The sequence below is a fragment of the Streptomyces cinereoruber genome, assembly GCF_009299385.1.
GTDB classification, from domain to species: Bacteria; Actinomycetota; Actinomycetes; order Streptomycetales; family Streptomycetaceae; genus Streptomyces; species Streptomyces bikiniensis.
In genome coordinates this window covers 541,225-558,901 of record NZ_CP023693.1, presented here as the reverse complement: position 1 = coordinate 558,901, position 17,677 = coordinate 541,225, and the positions used below count along the sequence as shown (strand labels likewise).

The following is a 17,677-nucleotide window of genomic DNA, read 5'->3' as shown; positions in this document are numbered from 1 at the left end:
GGACCGCCACCCCACGGGGAGGCCGGCGGGAAACGGACGGGAAGGGGACGATGGCCAAGGTCTGGAGGCGCGTGGGGGACAACCTGTGGCCGGTGCTCCAGCAGGCCGTGGCCGCCGCCCTGTCCTGGTGGATCGCGGACGACCTCATCGACCACCACGTCCCCCTGTTCGCCCCGATCGCCACGCTCGTGGCCCTCAACACCCCCCTGGGCGGACGCGGCACCAACACCGTAAGGGTCCTGGTCGGCGTCATCAGCGGCGTCGTCGTCGGCCAGCTCGCCTTCACCCTCCTCGGCCACGGCACCGTCACCGTCGGCGTCGCCGTGCTGGGCGCGCTCCTCGTCGCCCTCCTCATCGACGGCCGGCGCATCACCATGGCCCAGGCGGCCGTCGGCGCCGTCATCTGCGTCGCCGCCGGACAGCAGGCCGGCACCGACCGCGTCCTGGACGCGCTCGTCGGCGGCGCCGTCGCCCTCGTCTTCAGCCAGCTCCTCTTCCCCGTACACCCCCTCACCCTGCTGCGGAAGGCCGAGTCCACCACCCTGTCCGGCCTGGCGGACGCCCTCGGCCTCACGGCGCGCGAGATGGACGCCGAGGACGACGAACGGGCCTCCCGCACCTGGGACGAGGTCCGCGCGGTCTACACGCTCCTCGACGAGCTGGGCCGGGCGCGCGCCGACAGCGTCGCCGTCGCCGGCCGCACCCTCCACCGGCGCGGCGACAGGGAGCACCTCACCCGGGAGACGGCCACCGCGCTGCACCTGGACCTGCTCGGCAACAGCTGCTTCACCCTCGTCCGCCGCGCCCTCGCCCTGGACACCCGGCACCGCCAGGCCCTCGCCCCCACGCTGCGGGCCCTCTCGGGCGCCCTGGACGCCCTCGCGGCGGCGCCCGGCAGCCGCGCGGTCCGCCGGCACGCCACCCGCCGGGTCCTCGACGCCGTCCGGGACGCCCCGGACGCCGGACCCGCCCCCACGGTCACCGTGTGGGAGAGCGTGCGCCTCGTCGCCCAGGACGTCCTGGTCTTCACGGGGGTCGACGCCGAGACGGCCGAGCGGGCCGTCCACGACGGCGCCACGGAGGTCCCCGTCCCGGACCCGCCGCGCCGGGGACGGACCCTGCCGAAGCTCCGGCACCACCCCTGACCAGGAAGAACCGCCCGCCCGCTACCGGGACGCGTCCGCCCCGTCCGGGAACTCCTGCTCCGCCCAGATCGTCTTGCCGTACCGCGTGTAGCGGCAGCCCCACCGGGTGGTGAGCTGGGCCACCAGGTACAGGCCCCGGCCGCCCTCGTCGGTGAGCAGGGCGCGGCGCATGCGCGGCTGGGTGGCGCTCGGGTCGGAGACCTCGCAGACCAGGCGGCCCGCCCGGATCAGCCGCACCTCGACCGGACCGCCGGCGTACCGGATGGCGTTGGTCACCAGCTCGCTCAGGACGAGCTCGGTGGTGAAGGCCAGCTCCGCGAGGCCCCAGTCGTCCAGCTGCCGGGCCGCGGCCCCGCGCACCTCGGCCACCGCGGCCGGATCGGCGGCCACCGGCCAGACGACGTGGTCGTACGACGGCACCGCGCGCGTACGGGCCAGCAGCAGGGTGATGTCGTCGGTGAGGTGGTCGGCCGGACGGGCGGCGACGATCTCCCGGCCGAGCCTCCGCAGCGGCGCGTCGAAGACGCCCGGCGCCGCGAGCCGGCGGGCGAGGTCGGCCATGCCCTCGTCGACGTCGCGCTCCCGGCTCTCGATCAGGCCGTCCGTGTAGAGGGCGAGGATGCTCCCCGGCTCCACGTCGACCTCGGCGATCTCGAACGGCAGCCCGCTCACCCCCAGCGGCGGCCCGGGGTTCAGCGGGATGAAGGAGACCGTCCCGTCCGGGGCCGCCACGGCCGGCGGCGGATGCCCTGCGGAGGCCATGACGAGCCGCCGGGACACCGGGTCGTAGATCGCGTACAGACAGGTCGCGCCGATCGGATCGGTGCGGGGCCGGGCGGGCCCCGTCGCGTCGTCGGACTCGTCGCTCCCGTCGGTCTCCACGCCCAGCTGGGAGACCAGGTCGTCCAGGTGCACGAGCAGCTCGTCCGGCTCCAGGTCGAGGTCGGCGAGGGTGCGGACCGCGGTCCGCAGCCGCCCCATCATCGCCGTCGCCGCCAGGCCGTGGCCGACGACGTCGCCGGCGACCAGCGCGACCCGGGCGGACGAGAGCGGGATGACGTCGAACCAGTCGCCGCCGACGCCGGTCCCGGTGTCGGCCGGCAGATAGACCCCGGCGGTGGTCACGGCCACGTTCTCGGCCTCCGAGGGCGGCAGCAGACTGCGCTGGAGCCCCACCGAGGCGCGGTGCTCGCGGGTGTAGCGGCGGGCGTTGTCCAGGGCGAGCGCGGCATGGCCGGCGATCTCGTGCAGCAGGTGCAGGTCGGCCGCCTCGTACGGCGGTTTCCCGGCGTCCCGGTGGACCGTCATGCGCCCGAGGACGCTGCCCCGGGCGCGCAGCGCGACGGTCATCGAGGTGAGCGGGTCGGCCGGCTGCGCGGGGGCGTCGGGCCTGGCCAGGACGATGTGGTCGAGCGGGGGCTCCGCCGTCCTGTGCCCGGCCACGGCGGTCCGGCGCAGCGGCATGCTGCCGTCCGGGCCGGGGGTCGGCTCCTCGCCGGTGAACACCTCCTCCGCGATCTCCACCACGGCCAGGTCGCCCACCGCCGGGACGAGCGCCGCCGCCAGGTCCTCGGCGGTGCCGACCACCGAGAGGGAGCCGCCGACGGCCGCGGTCACGCGGTGCAGCACGGACAGCCGCTCACTGGTCCGGCGCAGCTCGGTGACGTCCGTGAACAGCGCGGTCACCCCGAACACCTGCCCGTCGGGCGCCTGCAGCCGGAACGCCGAGATGGTCATCACCGCCCCGCCCCCGGGCTCCTGGAGGGTGCGGACCGTCTCCTCCGCCCGCACCAGCGGCAGCCCCGTCCGCAGCACCTCGCGCAACTGCCGCTCGATGGACGCGGCGTCCTCGGCGTACAGGAAGTCCATCAGGCGCAGGCCGCGCAGGTCCGGCGCGAGCCCGGTGTACGGGAGGAGGTGGGTGTTGGTCCTGACCAGCCGCAGGTCCAGGTCGAAGACGGCCAGGCCGAGCCGGTCCTGGAGGAACAGCTCCGTGGTGAACGCCTGGTCCTGCCGCCACCGGGCCGCCGTCCCCTCCGGGGCCGCGAGGACGAAGTACCGGGAGGCCCCGGCGCACGCGCCGGCGTCCGTGAGCGGCAGGACCTGGAAGTCGACCCGCAGCTCCTCGCCGGTGCCCGTGAGCACCACGGACACCCCGGACCAGGCCTCCGGCCACTCGTCGGGCGAGGGTACGCGCCGGGTGTCCGGGTCCTTGAGCAGGTCCCCGATGTGCCGCCCGCAGGCCCGGTCGGCGGGCAGGGAGAGCAGCTCCTCCGCCGCGCGCGTCCACCCGACGATCCGGCCCTCGGCGTCGAGCAGCGCCCCCGCGGCCTCACCGGCGAAGGGCAGCCCCCGGTATTCCGGTGCGAAGGGCGGGATCTCGTCGTCCACCTCGTGCTCTGCCTCCCTCACACGACACGGCATCCCCGCGGGCTCGCCTTGGGCGTCTCCTCCATGTCACACGGGCCCCCTGCTGCACGAGGCCGGATCTCCATCATCTCTCCGCGAGCCCCGCCCGCCAGTCGACCGGCCGCCACTGGGCCGAAAGGGAGCCCAGGAGTCTTTCACGGCGGACCGGGATCCGTGCGGACCCAGGGCTCCGTGTGGCCCCGGCCCCGGCCATGATCCGCCGGACAGGCCCTAGTCGCCGCCCCCGCCACCGCCCCCGCCGTCACCACCGCCGCCGTCGCTCCCGCCGGAGCCCCCGCTGCCGCCGTCGCCGCCGTCCGAGCCCCAGCCGTCGTTGCCGCCGGGTTCGTTGTCCTCGCCCCCGCCGCCGAGGTTGCTGTACCAGGGGCGGTCCCACGAGTGGTCGACGACGATCGGCCCGCCCCCGTCCGCCGAAACCCGCTGCGACCGGAAACGGGCCGAACCCGTGGTGTCCCCGAGGCCGAAGGCGGTGGCGAAGGCGTGCGCCATGGCGGCGTCGAGCGGATCGGAGGTCTCGTACCGCACGGGGCCGAGCGGCAGCAGGACCGTGCCCGGTTCGAGCGCCGGCCGGGACGGGAGCCGGGACAGCAGGGCGACGCGCCGCTCGTCGCGCAGCAGCCACGAACTCCCCGAGTTCTCCCGCCGCAGCACCCAGTGCTGCCCGGACAGCCACACCTCCACCGAGCTCTTCGACTTGCGCAGCCTCTTCGTGAGGACGAGCCTCGCCGGGGTGTCGCCGACGGTCAGGACCAGGCCCTTGGACGGGTCGGAGGACTCGGCACGGAAACCGTGGGGCGCCCGGAGCCGTACGACGGGGGCGTGCGCGCCGAACACGTCCACGCGCACCAGACGCCGGTCCACGGCGACGGCGACCGGCCCGGCGGGCCCCTCCGCGTACCGCCGCGCCATCCACAGCGGCACGTCCTCGGCCCGCGCCCGGGCCGCCGACTCGGCCACCCGCTCCGGCCCGCCGCTCCGCCGTACCGCCAACTCGCCCAGGGCGCGGGCGAACTCGGCGGCCCGCCGCACCTTCAACGGCGTGCTCGTCCCGGTGACACGGGTCACCGGGACGACGCCGGCCCCCTCCGGCAGCCCTTCCAGCGGACGCTCCGACCCGCCGCCGCCGAGCCACCGGCCGCGCAGGAAGGCCTCGGCCATGGCGGTGAGGTTCAGCTCCTCCAGGGGCGTGGTCCTGCCGCCCCTGCGCAGACCGTCCTCGGTCAGTCCGACGATCCGCGCCAGCGGATTCCACGACTGTTCGCCGTAGAGCACGTCCTTCACGACAACCCCCTGTGTACCTGTCGGTGTACCTGTCGTCCGACCGGGCTCTTCTCGGTCTCCGTGTGCGTCTCCCCGGGCCACTGGTCGGTGGTGAGGCCGACACTGCCCGCACGGACACCGCCCGACAAGGGAGTTGAGGCACTTCTGAGCTTGTCCGGCCCGGACGGGGAAACCGCGCGGCGCGAGGGCTGTCGCAGGATGGCTACTCGACGGTAATCTGCGGCTCCGTCAGCGACCCGGGGGAGCGGTATGGGCACCGTCACGACGTTCGATCCCGTCACCGAGCACGAGAGGGCCCGCGCCGCGCTGGCCGCCGCGATCCCGCGCCTGGTCGGGCTGCTGCGCGCCGTGCCCGACCCGGACGCGGGATCGGGGGTCCCCGCGTGGTCGGTCGGCGACGTCGGCGCGCACCTGGCGGCCGTGTACCTCGCGTACACCTCCCTCGTCTCGCCCGACGAGGCGGTGGACTGGGACGGCGTCCTGCCGTCCGGCGGGGGGACCTTCGTCGAACGGATCACGGCCATGAACGCCCGGTCCGTGGAGCTGTTCGGCGGCGCGGAGCGCGCGAAGGCGGCCGACTTCGTCGCCGAACGGGGCGAGACGTTCCTGCGCGTCACCGAGGGACTCGCCCCGGACGCCCCCGTCTCCGCGCCCTGGTACGGGGACGTGCCGTTCACCCTGGCGACGGTGACCGGTCTGATGCTCAGCGAGACCCTCGTGCACGGCCTGGACATCGCGCGCGGCGCCCGTCTGCCGTGGCCGATCGGCGACGACGAGGCGAGCCTCGTCGTCGGGCAGTCGATGCCGACGATGATGGCGGCGGCCCTGGACCCGGCGCGGGCGCGGGGCGTGAGCATCGCGTTCGACCTGGTGATCGAGGGGGGACCGCGCCTTGCCGTCGTCATCGACGACGGGACGGCGACGGTGACCCGCGACGCCCCGCCGCGCGCCTACGACTGCCGGATCGTCGCGGCGCCGACCACCTTCCTCCTGGTCGCCTTCCGGCGCACGCCGATCTGGAAGGCGGTCGCGAGCGGGCGGATGCGGGCCGGCGGCCGCAAGCCGTGGCTGGCGATGCGACTCGGCCGACTCATCGCCGGCCCCTGATCCGGCGACCCGGCGACCCGACTGCCGCCGTTCCAGGTCCAGTTTCCGTTCGTCAGGCCGTCGTCCGCAGCCGGTCCAGCTCCTCGCCGATCGCGTCCCGCAGGGCGCCGTGCCGCGGGCCGAGCCGGAACCGCTCGTCGCTCCACCGGTCGGGCGGGTACAGCCACACCGGCTTGCCCACGAGGTCGGCCGGCTCCCAGTCGAACCGCGGCCACACGTGCGCGTGCAGGAACGGATCGGTGTTCCCCAGGATTTCCAGGTTGACCCGGCGGAAGGCCGGATCCAGACGGCGGCAGGCCCGCTCGACCGCCTCGCCGAGCCGGTCCATCTCGGTGAGGAACGTCAGGCGCCTCGCCCTCGGCAGCTCGGACAGCCGCCGCACGTCCGGGTCGTCCACGAGGAGCACCGAGTAGCCCGGCAGGAACTGCACGTCGCCGATCACCGCGAAGGAGGCGTCGAGGCGCCGCAGCACCGTGGGGTTCTCGCCCCGCAGCGCGGTCCCGATCCGGTCTTTCCGCCAGTCGTCCGTCATGCCCGTGACGCTACCTGTCGGCCGTCAACGCCCTTTCGGAGCCCTTCCGCCGGACGGTGCGCCGCTGCCACCACCGGCGCCGGACGCGGGGGTGCACCGCGCGCCCCAGGCGCCGCCCGACGAGCAGGTAGCCGAGCAGCGCGCCGGCGGTGTTGAGCATGACGTCGTCGATGTCGAAGGCGCGCCCCGTGATGAGGGCGCCCTGGACCAGCTCGACGAACAGCATCGTCACGATCGTGAGCAGGGCCACGCGCACCAGGCCCCGGGTCCTGCGCGAGAGCAGCGGCAGCAGGATGCCGAACGGCACGCCGAGCAGCACGTTGCCGCCCAACTGCTTGACCGTCTCCACGAACTCGGGCTGCCCCAGGTACGCGCGGATCGAGCTGCCCGGCGTCAGGTTGCTGTGGGTGAGGGGTACGGACGCGGGCGACGCGTTCAGGGTGAGCCTGGCCAGGACGATCGCGAACGCCACCATTCCCGCGAGGGCGACCAGCGCCACCAGCGCCCGCACCGCCCGGCCCGGCCGGCGCGGCGCCTCCCGGGGCGGCTCGGGAGGTACGGGACCGTCCGCCCCCGTCCCCGCCGTTTCGTCCGTCCTCCGGTCCCGTCTCCACATCCTCATGTTCCGCCCCCATCGTCAGGCCTCTCCGAGGGGATGCGGCTACCCGGGAAGCGAGGCCGCAACCCACGCGCCCCGGCCCGGCGCGACAACGGCCACAACCGGCACACGAGCACCAACGAGCCGCGGATACCGCGGTGTTGCGCATGTACGGGAGCACGGCGGGCACGAGACGCGCATGGCAGACGACACGGAGAGCAGACCCCCGCGCGAGCCCCGGCGGCCCGGGCGCGCCGCCCGCGGATGGCCCCTCGCAGCCGGACTCCTCGCCCTGATCCTGGTGCTGGTCCTGCTGGGCCGGTTCTTCCAGCCGCCGGGCCTGGGCGACCTGTTCGGGACCGAGACCAAGGACCGCTCCGGGCCCGCCGTTCTGAAGTCGATCCAGGACATGAACCGCCACGAGGGGGCCGTCGGCACCTACCAGGTCGTGGTCGACCTGGAGAAGGACGCCCGGTTCCTGCCCGACGCGATCCGCGGCACCCGCACGCTGTACGTGGCCAACGGCAGCGTCGGCGCCCACGTCGACTTCTCGGGCCTCGCCGAGGACGCCGTCACCGTGGACGAGGAGCGCACCACCGCCACTCTCCGCCTGCCGCACGCCCGGCTCGACCGGCCGTACCTCGACCCCGAGCGGTCCTACGCGGTCTCCAAGCAGCGGGGACTCCTCGACCGGCTCGGCGACCTCTTCTCCGACAACCCGGCGGGCGAGCAGGCCGTCAACGTCCTGGCCGCCCAGCGCATCGGCGAGGCCGCGAAGGAGAGCGACCTCACCACCCGGGCGGAACGCAACACCACCGCCATGCTCCAGGGCCTCCTGCGCGCCCTCGGCTTCGAGAAGGTCACCGTCACCTACGGCTGAGCCCGTGCACCCGGGGCCCGGCGCGTCAGTCCAGCGTCTGGGTCAGCTCGCTGCGCGCCGAGGTGTGCACGACCCGCCCCCGCGCCCCGTTGACCAGGGGCAGGTACGGCGGGACGTGCCCGCACTCGACGTCGGCGACGATCGGCACGCCCAGCGGCCCGAGCGCGTCGAGCACGGCCTCGTGCTGGGTGAGCGAGGCGGTGCCGGGCGCCGAGGTCCGGCCGACGAGCACCGCGTTCGCCGGGTCGAAGAAGCCGGCCAGCCGCATCCCGTGCAGGTTCCGGCAGATGGCGAACGCGTCGTCGCCCCCCGCCTCCACGTACACCAGGAGCCCTTCCGGGGACTCGGCCCGCGCGAACTCCCGGACGTCGAGCCAGGGCGTCCCCGCGAGGTTGCACAGCATCTCGACGCAGCCGCCGATCAGGCGCCCCTCGGCCTCCACGTCCCCGTCCGCGTCGAGCCTGGTCCACCCGCCGGACGCGTCCAGCGTGAACTCGCGCACCTCGGGGTCGGTGCGGTAGTCGTCCCACCCCCCGGCCCGGAAGCGGTTCGGCGGGACCTGCGTGAACCGGTGCCCCCGAGGGGCGGCGACGACGTCGAGCCAGGACAGGAGCCCCTCGGGCACGCGGTAGGGGGTGTCCATCAGGTTGTTCCCGTGCACGGTCGCCACCCCGGTGAGGAGGGTCAGCGGCGCGAGCAGGGTCGACAGGTCGGAGAACCCGACGAGCCAGGTCGGCTCGGCGTCCCGCAGCCGGTCGAGGTCGAGCAGCGGCAGCAGGTCGATCCCCGTCTCCCCGCCCCACGGCGGCACCACCGCCGCGATGCCGGGATCCGTCAGCATCGACATCAGCTCGTCCGCGCGCTCGGCGGCGGGGGCGCTGACGTGGCCGGCGCCGTCCATGCAGCGGCCGACGACCACCTCGTACCCCCGCGCCTCCACCTCGCGGACCGCCACGTCGAGGCGCGCCCGCAACTCCTTCGGGACTCCGCTCGACGGGGAGGTGACGCCGATGCGGTCGCCGGGGCGCAGGGGACGGGGGTATCGAACGGTCATGCGCGGGATTGTGGCACGGCCCTGCGGCGCCCCGACATCGGTTTCCGGCGTGCGCGGACGGACCGGCCCTCCCCGGACTCTGCTGCGTGGCGGGGGAGTTGAAAACGCCTGTTGAGAGAGGGGGTGCGAAGTGCGTCGCGGACGCGGAAGTGGGCATACGCGGGAGAAAGTCACTGTCTCGCACCGCTCGCGGCCCCTTCCGGCGGCCGGTGGCGCGGGGCGTTCGCTGTCGTAGGGGAGAGGCCGATGCGCACGGTAGGAGTCGAGGAAGAGCTGATGCTCGTCAACGCCAGGACGGGCGAGCCGTTCGCCGTGTCGTCGGCGGTGCTGGCGTCGGCGGCCCTGCGCGGCGGTGAGGCGGGGGAGGTCTTCGAGAAGGAGCTGCACCAGGAGCAGCTGGAGTTCTCCACCCAGCCGCTGACGGACATGGGGGAGATGCGTAAGGAGATCGTACGGTGGCGGGGCGAGGCGCTGCGGTACGCCCGGGAGTCCGACGCGGTCGTCGCCGCCCTCGCCACCTCGCCCGTCCCCGTCGAGCCGTCCCGCCACCGGGGCGAGAGGTACCGGTGGATGGCCGAGCAGTTCGCCCTCACCACCAAGGAGCAGCTGACGTGCGGCTGCCACGTCCACGTCGCCGTGGACTCCGACGAGGAAGGCGTCGCCGTCCTGGACCGGATCAGGCCCTGGCTCTACCTCCTGAACGCGCTCAGCGCGAACTCCCCCTTCTGGCAGGGCGAGGACAGCGGGTACAGCAGCTACCGCAGCCGCGTCTGGAACCGCTGGCCGTCGGCCGGCCCGTACGAGCTCTTCGGCACCCCGGACGTGTACCACCAGCAGGTCGAGGCCATGGTGGAGACCGGCGTCCTGCGCGACTCCGGCATGATCTACTTCGACGCCCGCCTCTCCGCGAACTACCCGACCGTGGAGATCCGGGTCGCCGACGTCTGCCTGGAGCCCGACACCACCGTCCTCATCGCCACCCTCGCCCGGGGCCTCGTGGAGACCGCCGCCCGCGCCTGGCGCGACGGCGAACCCCCCGCCCCCGTCTCCGCCGGGCTGCTGCGGCTCGCGTCCTGGCGCGCCGCCCGGTCCGGGCTCCGGGGACCGCTCCTCCACCCCGTCACTCTGGAGGAGACCTCCGTCGAGACGGCGTACGAAGCCCTCCTCGACCACGTCGAGGAGGCCCTGGCGGACACCGGCGACCTCGACGCGGCCCGGAAGGGGATCGCCGCGCACCTGGCCCACGGCGGCGGGGCGGACCGCCAGCGCGCCCTGCGCGACGAGGGCCTGGACCTCCACGAGGTCGTGAAGGCCTGCGCCCGGATCACGACCGCCGCCGAGTGAGACCCGAACGGCCCGGAGCGCCGCCCCTTTCCACGGGGGCGGCGCTCCGGGCCGTCGTCCGGCGAGCGGGACGGGTCAGGCGGGCCAGGTACCCGTGATCCGGCGCACCGCCGTGGCCCCGCCGCGGTCGACCGCGGCCTTCACCACGGCGAAGATGGCGCCGTGCAGCGCCGCGGCGATCAGGATCTCGCGCCAGCGCCGGTGCTCGTCGGTGGCGTCGGGAGCGTCGTCTTCGTGCCCCAGGATCTGCCACGCCTTCTTGAACGCGGCTCCCGCGAGCACACCGGTTCCGGCGCTCACGGCGAGCGAGAGCGGCTTGAACACGAGGCGTGACGGTTTCATGGTGTTTCTTCCTTTCCTCCGGTCACTGCCCCGGCTACCCCGGTGGCCGACCCGCATGCGCCCCGTGACCAGCGGCGCCGCGGGGCGGGGCCGCGTTCATCCGGGTGCCCCCAGACGGACGAGTTCGGCGAGTTCACGGTCGGTGAGGCGGGCGAAACCGGTGCCGCCGGAGGCCAGGACGGTGTTCTGCAGGGCGCGTTTGTGGGCGAGGAGCCGGTCGATCCGGTCCTCGATCGTGCCCCGGGTGACGAGCCGGTGGACGGTGACGGTCCGCCGCTGGCCGATCCGGTGGGCGCGGTCGGACGCCTGGTCCTCGACCGCCGCGTTCCAGCTGCGGTCGAAGTGGACGACGTGGCTGGCCCGGGTCAGGTTGAGGCCGGTGCCGCCGGCCTTGAGGGAGAGCAGGAGCAGGGGCGCCCCACCACCCTGGAAGGCGTCGACCAGCTCCTGCCGCCGCCGGGCGTCCAGACCGCCGTGCAGGAACAGCGGGCGGTGGCCCAGGTGCGCGAGGTGTTCCTCCAGGAGCCGGCCCATGGCGACGTAGCCGGTGAAGACGAGGGCGGCCTCGCCGTTCCGGACGATCGTCCCGACGAGGTCGGCCAGCGCCTCCAGCTTGGCCGACCGCCGGCCGAACCTCCGTACGTGCGCGGCGCCGGGGTGCGCCTCGCGGAGGTAGTGGGCGGGATGGTTCGTGATCTGCTTGAGCGCGGTGATCAGCTTCAGGACCAGGCCCGATCGGGTGGTGGCGGATGCACCGGCGATCCGGTCGAGGGTCTCCCGGACCACGGCCTCGTACAGGGCGACCTGCTCGGGGGTGAGCTCCACGATCCTGCGCGTCTCGACCTTGGCGGGCAGCTCCGGCGCGATGCCGGGGTCGCTCTTGGTGCGGCGCAGGACGAACGGCGCGACGAGACGGGCGAGGGCCTGGGCGGCGGGGCCGTCGGGTTCGCGTTCGGCGGCGGCCGCGTAGCGGGACCGGAACGCCTCCAGCGTGCCGAACAGGCCGGGGTTGGCCCAGTCGATCAGCGACCACAGTTCGGAGAGGTTGTTCTCCACGGGGGTCCCGGTCAGGGCGAGCCGGGCCGTGGAGGCGAGCGACCGAAGGGCGCGGGCGGTCGCGGAGGCGTGGTTCTTGGCGTGCTGGGCCTCGTCGGCGACCACCAGGTCCCAGGAGACGGCCGCCAGTTCCGCGTCCCTGCGCAGGACGCCGTAGGTGGTGAGCACGACCGTGCGCCCGCCGACGGACGCGAGGCTCCGGCCGGCGCCGTGGTAGCGGACCACGTCCAGGTGCGGGGCGAACCGGTCGATCTCCCGCCGCCAGTTGGTGACCAGGGAGGACGGGCACACCACCAGGACGGGCCCGGTGCGCCCGGTCTCGTGGCGGTGGAGGACGTAGGCGATCGCGGTGAGGGTCTTGCCGAGGCCCATGTCGTCGGCGAGGACTGCACCGAACCCGATGCCGCCGGTGTGGGCGAGCCACGCCAGGGCGCGCTCCTGGTAGCCGCGCGGGACGGCCCTCAGCAGGGACGGGACGGCGACGGGGGAGACGCGCTCGCCCCGGCGCAGCGTGGCGACGACACCGGCCAGGTCACCGGCCGCCCGGCAGGCGACCCGCCGGCCGTCGACGTCGACGGTGCCGGTGAGCGCGGCGGTGAGGGCGGCGGTGCCGGTCAGCCGGCCGATCTCCCGCCGCCGCGCGCGGGCGCGCACGGCGGGGTCGAGCAGGACCCACCGGCCGCGCACCCGGACCAGGGGGCGGGCGGCCTCGGCCAGCGCGTCCATCTCGGCCTCGTCGAGGATGTCGTCGCCGAGCGCGACCTGCCACCGGAAGTCCAGCAGCGCCTGGAGACCGAACCCGGGGGCCCCGCCACGGGCGGCCGTCGCGGCGCCGACGACCGCGTACGAGGAGAGGCCCCGGCGCAGGCTGTCGGGCCAGCGCAGCCGCAGGCCGGCGGCGGCCAGCTCCTCCTCCGCCGCGAGGAGCCGCGCGATCCCCGTCGCGTCCACCGTGAACGCCCCGGGCCGTGAGGTCAGTCCCGACAGGCCGGGGCACAGCCGCTCCAGCCGTTCCAGACGGCGCCCGACCCGCTCGCGCGACCGGTTCCGGTCGGCGCCGTGGAGGGAGGCGCGCCCCGACCAGAGCAGATCGGCCGCGACCTCGTACCCCTCCTCCCGCCCGGTCCCGCCGGCGAGCAGGAGACGGCCGGTCAGGCGCCCCTCCTGAGCCTCCCGTTCGGGGGGTTCCCGCATCTCCAGGACGAGACCGGGCGGCGGTCCGTCGTCCGTCCGGTCCTCGGCCGCGTCGAGCCACGGCCGTACCGCCTCGGCCTCCGCGGGCGGGACGCGGACGCCGGCGGGGCCGGTGAACGGGCCGGGGCCGGACGTGACCGCCGGGGCCGGGGGAGTACGCACCAGGCCGTCGGCCACGGAGTCCAGGAAGACGAGGACGGCTTCCCGCGCCGACGGGACGGGCCCGTCGGCGGTGACGGCGTGCGCGTGGGGCGACAGGCGGTGTGCCAGCTCGTCCACGGCCCGTAAGGCGGTGTCCGGAAGGGGGCCGATCCGCCACCGGCCGGCCCCCTCGGGGCCGAGCGCCGGGCGGACGAGCCCGGCGGCCACGAGCCGTACGCCTAGGCGCACCGCCTGCTCCCACTCCACGGCCGTGGAGTGCCACGCGGTGAACCGGGACCGCCCGAGCAGCAGCGGCACGGCCTCGGCGAGGGGCAGCAGCCAACCGGCCACCGGCACGGGCCCGTCGGCCGCGGACACGAGAACCCGGCGGACGGTCGCGGTGAGCGGGGCGGGCAGCGGCGCCTCGGGCATCGGCGTGCCGTCGGCCCGGTACAGCAGCATCCCGGCCACCGGCTCGCCGCCGGTCGGCGGGACGAGGGAGAGCGCGCACCCGGCCGCGAGCGCCTCACCGGCCACGGCACCGGCCGACAGCCCGTCCATCGGGGTCACTTCCGGGGGCCCGGGCACTCCCGGAGTCCCCGGCGCCTTCGGTGCTTCAGGGGCCGCAGGGGCCGTTTCCGTCCGAGGCCCGGGCAGGACGACCGCCGGCCGTGCGGGCCGGGGCCTCGGGATCACGACGGGGGCGGGAACGGGGGCGGGAGGAGACGGCGGCGGAGGCCCGGGCCGTTCCGGCCGGGGGGCGGTCCGCGCGTCCAGCCGGGCCAGCTCGTTGAGGAGCGCCGCGGCCGCCTCCCGGCGCGCGTCCCCCTTCGCGCGCGCCGTGCCCGTGGCCCGCACCGTCGTGCCCGTCGCCACGTGCCGGCACGTGTACGTGCAGGTGATGCTCCTGGGCCTGGAGGTGACGGTCGGCTCCGGCTTCGTGATCACCTCCAGCTGGGTGTACTTGTTCAGGTACTTCACCGGGTCCTCGCCCCGGGGCGCCGGCTGGATCCGGGGCGGGGCCTTCCGGGGCTTCTCCGCCGCCCGGTCCCGTGGTTCGGGCAGCCCGCACAGCAGGGCGAGGAGGGCGACCGCGGCGGCGTGCAGGGACGTGCGCCGGTCGCCGGAGAACCGCTCGGGGCCCGTGCGGACCCGGCCGTCGGGCCCGGTCCAGCTCCACGCCGAGGCGGAGCCCCCGGGGCGCTCCACCGTCGTGTGGCGGAGTTCGGCACGGCACGCCTCGGCCCGCCACTGCAGCAGGGTCGCGGCCGACGGCGGCATCCGCGCCGTGTGGTCGAGGGCGAGCAGCCGGACCTCCCGCCACCCGGGGGCCGTCGTGTCGAAGAGCAGCCGCAGGGCGTCGCGGTGCCGCAGGCGCGAGGCGGCCGTCCGTCGCACGAGCTCGGCGCCGAGCTCCTCGCCCGGGTGCTCCGCACCGGCCAGCCGCGTGCTCAGCAGCGAGTCGAACGCCTCCGCCGCCATCGCCGGGAGCCGCAGCCGCTCCGTACCGACGCCGGCCAGGGCCCTGAGCGCGGCGTCGGCCGCCGCCCGGCGCGCCCGCTCCGGCGAAGGGGCCGTCCGGGCGGGGCCGTTCACGACCGCGTCGGCCGGGCCGATCCGGAGCTCCGCCCGGTGGAGGACCTCCCCGTTCGGCAGCCGCTCGCAGGACTCCGTGTACGCGGGCGGCGCCCAGGCCTCCGTCCGCGTGTGCAGGGCCAGCACCTGCCACGGCCCCTCCGGGGAGGTGTCCAGGGCCGCGAGCGCGCGTCTCCGGGCGGGGAGCCATCCGGGGTGGTCACCCGCCACGAGGAGCAGGAGCCGAAGGTCCCGCGGGGTCAATCCGCCCGCGAGCGCCAGCTCCTCCGCCTCGGCCGCGAGGCGCGGGTCGAAGCCGCCGGACGCGACGACGCCCCGCGCCCGCTCGTGCCACGACGCACCGACCTCGGACCCGACCCCGACCCCGACCGTCTGAGACTGCGTACCCAACAAGAGGCTCCCTGCGCGAAGAGTGACGGAACGAACACGTACAGGATAGGAACCCCCGTCCCTTCGTCCGCTCCTTCGCTCGCCCGGATGCGTCGGTCGAAGGGTGCCGATCCCCCGCGCCCGTCAAGGCCCTGAGGACCCGTCACCCGTTCCGGTGGCGCGTGGGCGCGCCGCTCACGGCGGCGGCGCCCGTGCCTCCATTGGTATGGACATGTCCAAGTGGCGGGGCTAGCCTTTCACTTGGTCTAGACCGCATCGGACGCGTGTCTTCCGGTTGTTCCCCGTGCCCCGACCCGTCCCCGTTCTCCGAACCGGCGGCACACCGGAGGCGCGCGTCCGTCCCCCACTCGCCTTCCAGGACAACGGGAGCACGTCATGCGCAGGAAGATCACCTCCTTACTCCTCGGCCTCGGCGTCGTCGGCGGAACCCTCCTCGCCGCCACCGGCAGCGCCCAGGGCCACGGCTACACCGACTCGCCCGTCAGCCGTCAGCAGCTGTGCGGCAACGGAACCGTCCGCGGATGCGGGCAGATCCAGTGGGAGCCGCCGAGCGTCGAGGGCCCCAAGGGCTTCCCCGCGCGCGGGCCGGTCGACGGGACCATCTGCGCGGGCGGCAACGGCCGCTTCTCCGAGCTGGACGACCCGCGCGGCGGGAACTGGCCGGCCACCGCCCTCACCGCGGGCCGGAACCACACCTTCGTCTGGCGGATCACCGCACGCCACGCCACCACCGACTTCCGCTACTACGTCACCAAGGACGGCTGGGACCCGACCAAGCCGCTGACCAGGGCCGATCTGGACCCGCAGCCGTTCCTGACGGTGCCCTTCGGCGGACAGCGGCCCGGCTCCACGGTCACCCACACGGGCGTCCTGCCCCAGAAGAGCGGCCGCCACCTCATCCTCGGGGTCTGGTCCGTCGCCGACACCGGCAACGCCTTCTACGCCTGCTCCGACGTGAAGTTCTGACGCCCGGGGCCACGGGCCGGGGGACCGCACGGCCGTCCCCCGGCCCGCCGCCGCGTCCCCGCACCGGACGGGAACGGAGGAGCGCGGTCACAGATCGGCCAGGACCTCCCGGGCCGCACGGGCGCCCGAGGCCAGGGCGCCCTGCACCGAGCCCGTCGCGCGGTGGTCCCCGCACACGTACCGGCCGGGCGCGAAGCGGCTGGTGCGCGACAGCGCGAGGGGCGGAGGCATGGCCGGGAGGGCGTCGCGCACCACGACGCGGTGCACCGGCTCCCAGGACCGGGCGTCCGTGCCGTACACCTCGGAGAGGGCGGTCAGGACCGCCGCCTCCCCCTTCTCGTCCGGGTCCCCGAGGACGGAGGTCGAGACCAGCGCCCGGCCGTCCGGCGAGAAGCCCCGGTGCACCTCGGTCAGGACACAGGTGTTGAGGAAGCGGCGCCGCGCGTCGACCACCAGCGTCGGTTCGGACAGCGGGGAGCGTCCCGCCGCGTGGTACAGGGTCGTGACGACCCGTCCGTCCGGCACCTCCAGGCCGGGGAGAAGCCGGGCGGCGGCACCCTGGCCGGTGGCGACCACGACCGCGCGGGCGGCCACCTCGCCGCCGTCGGCCAGGGCCACGCCCCGGTCGGTCAGCGACGCGACCGGCTCCCCGGTGCGCGGCACGCCGGCCGGAAGCCCGGACGCCAGCTGCGCGGGTACGGCTCCGATGCCGTCGGCCGGCAGGCACAGGGTGCCGCGCAGCATCGTGCGCCAGACGAGGTGGAAGAAACGGGCGGAGGTCTCCAGCTCGTCCTCCAGGAAGATCCCCGACAGGAACGGCCGGAAGAAGGTCTCCACCAGGTCCGCCGAGACGCCGGCGTCGGCCAGGGCGGTGAGGGTGGTGGCGTCGGGCCGGCTCCGCAGGTACCGGACCGGCGCCAGGACGTCCCGGGCCGACAGCACGCCCAGGGCGGCCAGGTCCCGGGCCGAGGCGAGCCGTCCGGGCAGCAGGTCCCGGCCCTCGCGGGGGCGGCGGGTGGGATCGACGAAGCGCCGGAACCCGTCGTCGGTGTGCACGAGGACGCCCGGCGTGAACGGCCTCAGCCGCAGGGCCCGCAGGTCGAGGCGCCTCTTCACCTGCGGATAGGAGGTGTTGAACACCTGGAAGCCGCGGTCGACGGTGAAACCCGCGACCCGGTCGGTGCGCATCCGGCCGCCCACGGCGTCGGACGCCTCGAACAGGCGCACCCGGAGCCCGCCGGCGACCAGGTCGGCCGCGCAGGCCAGACCGGCGACCCCCGCTCCGACGACCACCACGTCGACGCCGTCGTCCCTCTGCCCCATGAACGCCCTCACTTTTCGCCGAACCGCCGAACCGCCGAACCACTGGACTGCCGAGCCGTCGGACCGCTGGACTGCCGGACCACCCGGCTCCCCGGCCCCGGGCCGTCACGTTACGGCGGGCGCGCGGTCCGCAGGGGGAGGGCACGCCGCTCTTCCGGGTGCCCGGCCGCCCCGCCGCCCGGCGCCCCTCCGCCGAATTCCCCGCCCCCGTACGGGGATGCCCCGGCGCTCCCGGGGCACGCGTACTCCGTACCCGCGCACGAGTGGCGCCCGCGGCCCGGACCGCGCGCCGGTCCGG

Annotated in this window: 13 protein-coding genes; 5 read left to right on the top strand and 8 right to left on the bottom strand. The window is 75.3% G+C overall.

Annotated features, from left to right (window positions below; translation table 11 throughout):
- Positions 1-50: 50 nt before the first annotated feature.
- Positions 51-1,145, top strand: a complete 1,095-nt coding sequence (locus tag CP977_RS02545) for an FUSC family protein (protein ID WP_079131357.1) — start codon at positions 51-53, stop codon at positions 1,143-1,145.
- Between the two features lie 21 nt (positions 1,146-1,166).
- Here the strand turns inward: CP977_RS02545 and CP977_RS02540 are convergent, their stop codons facing one another.
- On the bottom strand, positions 1,167-3,557 hold the full coding sequence (locus CP977_RS02540) for a SpoIIE family protein phosphatase (RefSeq protein ID WP_229991500.1): 2,391 nt from the start codon (positions 3,555-3,557) through the stop codon (positions 1,167-1,169).
- Positions 3,558-3,785: 228 nt separating this feature from the next.
- Positions 3,786-4,856, bottom strand: a complete 1,071-nt coding sequence (locus tag CP977_RS02535; RefSeq protein ID WP_152369528.1) for a hypothetical protein — start codon at positions 4,854-4,856, stop codon at positions 3,786-3,788.
- A gap of 249 nt (positions 4,857-5,105) precedes the next feature.
- Here CP977_RS02535 and CP977_RS02530 point away from each other — a divergent pair, with 249 nt between their 5' ends.
- Complete coding sequence (locus CP977_RS02530) at positions 5,106-5,963, top strand: maleylpyruvate isomerase N-terminal domain-containing protein (RefSeq protein WP_152369527.1); 858 nt, start codon at positions 5,106-5,108, stop codon at positions 5,961-5,963.
- 52 nt (positions 5,964-6,015) lie between these two features.
- On the opposite strand, the gene CP977_RS02525 is transcribed toward CP977_RS02530, so the two are convergent.
- Positions 6,016-6,495, bottom strand: a complete 480-nt coding sequence (locus tag CP977_RS02525) for an HIT family protein (protein ID WP_062757176.1) — start codon at positions 6,493-6,495, stop codon at positions 6,016-6,018.
- Between the two features lie 10 nt (positions 6,496-6,505).
- Positions 6,506-7,117: a VanZ family protein gene (locus CP977_RS02520; RefSeq protein WP_229991501.1), complete on the bottom strand. Its 612-nt coding sequence runs from the start codon at positions 7,115-7,117 to the stop codon at positions 6,506-6,508.
- Between the two features lie 175 nt (positions 7,118-7,292).
- Here CP977_RS02520 and CP977_RS02515 point away from each other — a divergent pair, with 175 nt between their 5' ends.
- Entirely contained in the window at positions 7,293-7,973 is a 681-nt protein-coding gene (locus CP977_RS02515) for a DUF4230 domain-containing protein (RefSeq protein ID WP_062757175.1), read from the top strand.
- Between the two features lie 25 nt (positions 7,974-7,998).
- On the opposite strand, the gene CP977_RS02510 is transcribed toward CP977_RS02515, so the two are convergent.
- Entirely contained in the window at positions 7,999-9,027 is a 1,029-nt protein-coding gene (locus tag CP977_RS02510; RefSeq protein ID WP_152369526.1) for a S66 family peptidase, read from the bottom strand.
- Between the two features lie 246 nt (positions 9,028-9,273).
- On the opposite strand from CP977_RS02510, the gene CP977_RS02505 reads away from it, so the two are divergent.
- Complete coding sequence (locus CP977_RS02505; protein WP_109186301.1) at positions 9,274-10,371, top strand: glutamate--cysteine ligase; 1,098 nt, start codon at positions 9,274-9,276, stop codon at positions 10,369-10,371.
- Between the two features lie 75 nt (positions 10,372-10,446).
- Here CP977_RS02505 and CP977_RS02500 read toward each other — a convergent pair whose 3' ends face one another.
- Entirely contained in the window at positions 10,447-10,713 is a 267-nt protein-coding gene (locus CP977_RS02500; RefSeq protein WP_062757172.1) for a DUF4235 domain-containing protein, read from the bottom strand.
- 96 nt (positions 10,714-10,809) lie between these two features.
- On the bottom strand, positions 10,810-15,090 hold the full coding sequence (locus tag CP977_RS02495; protein WP_152369525.1) for a DEAD/DEAH box helicase: 4,281 nt from the start codon (positions 15,088-15,090) through the stop codon (positions 10,810-10,812).
- 375 nt (positions 15,091-15,465) lie between these two features.
- Between CP977_RS02495 and CP977_RS02490 the strand changes: the two genes are divergently transcribed.
- Positions 15,466-16,056 carry a lytic polysaccharide monooxygenase auxiliary activity family 9 protein gene (locus CP977_RS02490; RefSeq protein ID WP_062757170.1) on the top strand — a complete coding sequence of 197 codons (591 nt, stop codon included), beginning with the start codon at positions 15,466-15,468 and terminating at the stop codon, positions 16,054-16,056.
- Positions 16,057-16,143: 87 nt separating this feature from the next.
- Here the strand turns inward: CP977_RS02490 and CP977_RS02485 are convergent, their stop codons facing one another.
- Positions 16,144-17,379: an NAD(P)/FAD-dependent oxidoreductase gene (locus CP977_RS02485; protein ID WP_152369524.1), complete on the bottom strand. Its 1,236-nt coding sequence runs from the start codon at positions 17,377-17,379 to the stop codon at positions 16,144-16,146.
- Positions 17,380-17,677 lie beyond the last annotated feature (298 nt).

Coding starts and splice junctions, on each gene's coding strand:
- CP977_RS02545 (WP_079131357.1), top strand. CDS start 51: ATGGCCAAGGTCTGGAGGCGCGTGGGGGACAACCTGTGGCCGGTGCTC.
- CP977_RS02530 (WP_152369527.1), top strand. CDS start 5,106: ATGGGCACCGTCACGACGTTCGATCCCGTCACCGAGCACGAGAGGGCC.
- CP977_RS02525 (WP_062757176.1), bottom strand. CDS start 6,495: ATGACGGACGACTGGCGGAAAGACCGGATCGGGACCGCGCTGCGGGGC.
- CP977_RS02520 (WP_229991501.1), bottom strand. CDS start 7,117: ATGAGGATGTGGAGACGGGACCGGAGGACGGACGAAACGGCGGGGACG.
- CP977_RS02515 (WP_062757175.1), top strand. CDS start 7,293: ATGGCAGACGACACGGAGAGCAGACCCCCGCGCGAGCCCCGGCGGCCC.
- CP977_RS02510 (WP_152369526.1), bottom strand. CDS start 9,027: ATGACCGTTCGATACCCCCGTCCCCTGCGCCCCGGCGACCGCATCGGC.
- CP977_RS02505 (WP_109186301.1), top strand. CDS start 9,274: ATGCGCACGGTAGGAGTCGAGGAAGAGCTGATGCTCGTCAACGCCAGG.
- CP977_RS02500 (WP_062757172.1), bottom strand. CDS start 10,713: ATGAAACCGTCACGCCTCGTGTTCAAGCCGCTCTCGCTCGCCGTGAGC.
- CP977_RS02490 (WP_062757170.1), top strand. CDS start 15,466: ATGCGCAGGAAGATCACCTCCTTACTCCTCGGCCTCGGCGTCGTCGGC.
- CP977_RS02485 (WP_152369524.1), bottom strand. CDS start 17,379: ATGGGGCAGAGGGACGACGGCGTCGACGTGGTGGTCGTCGGAGCGGGG.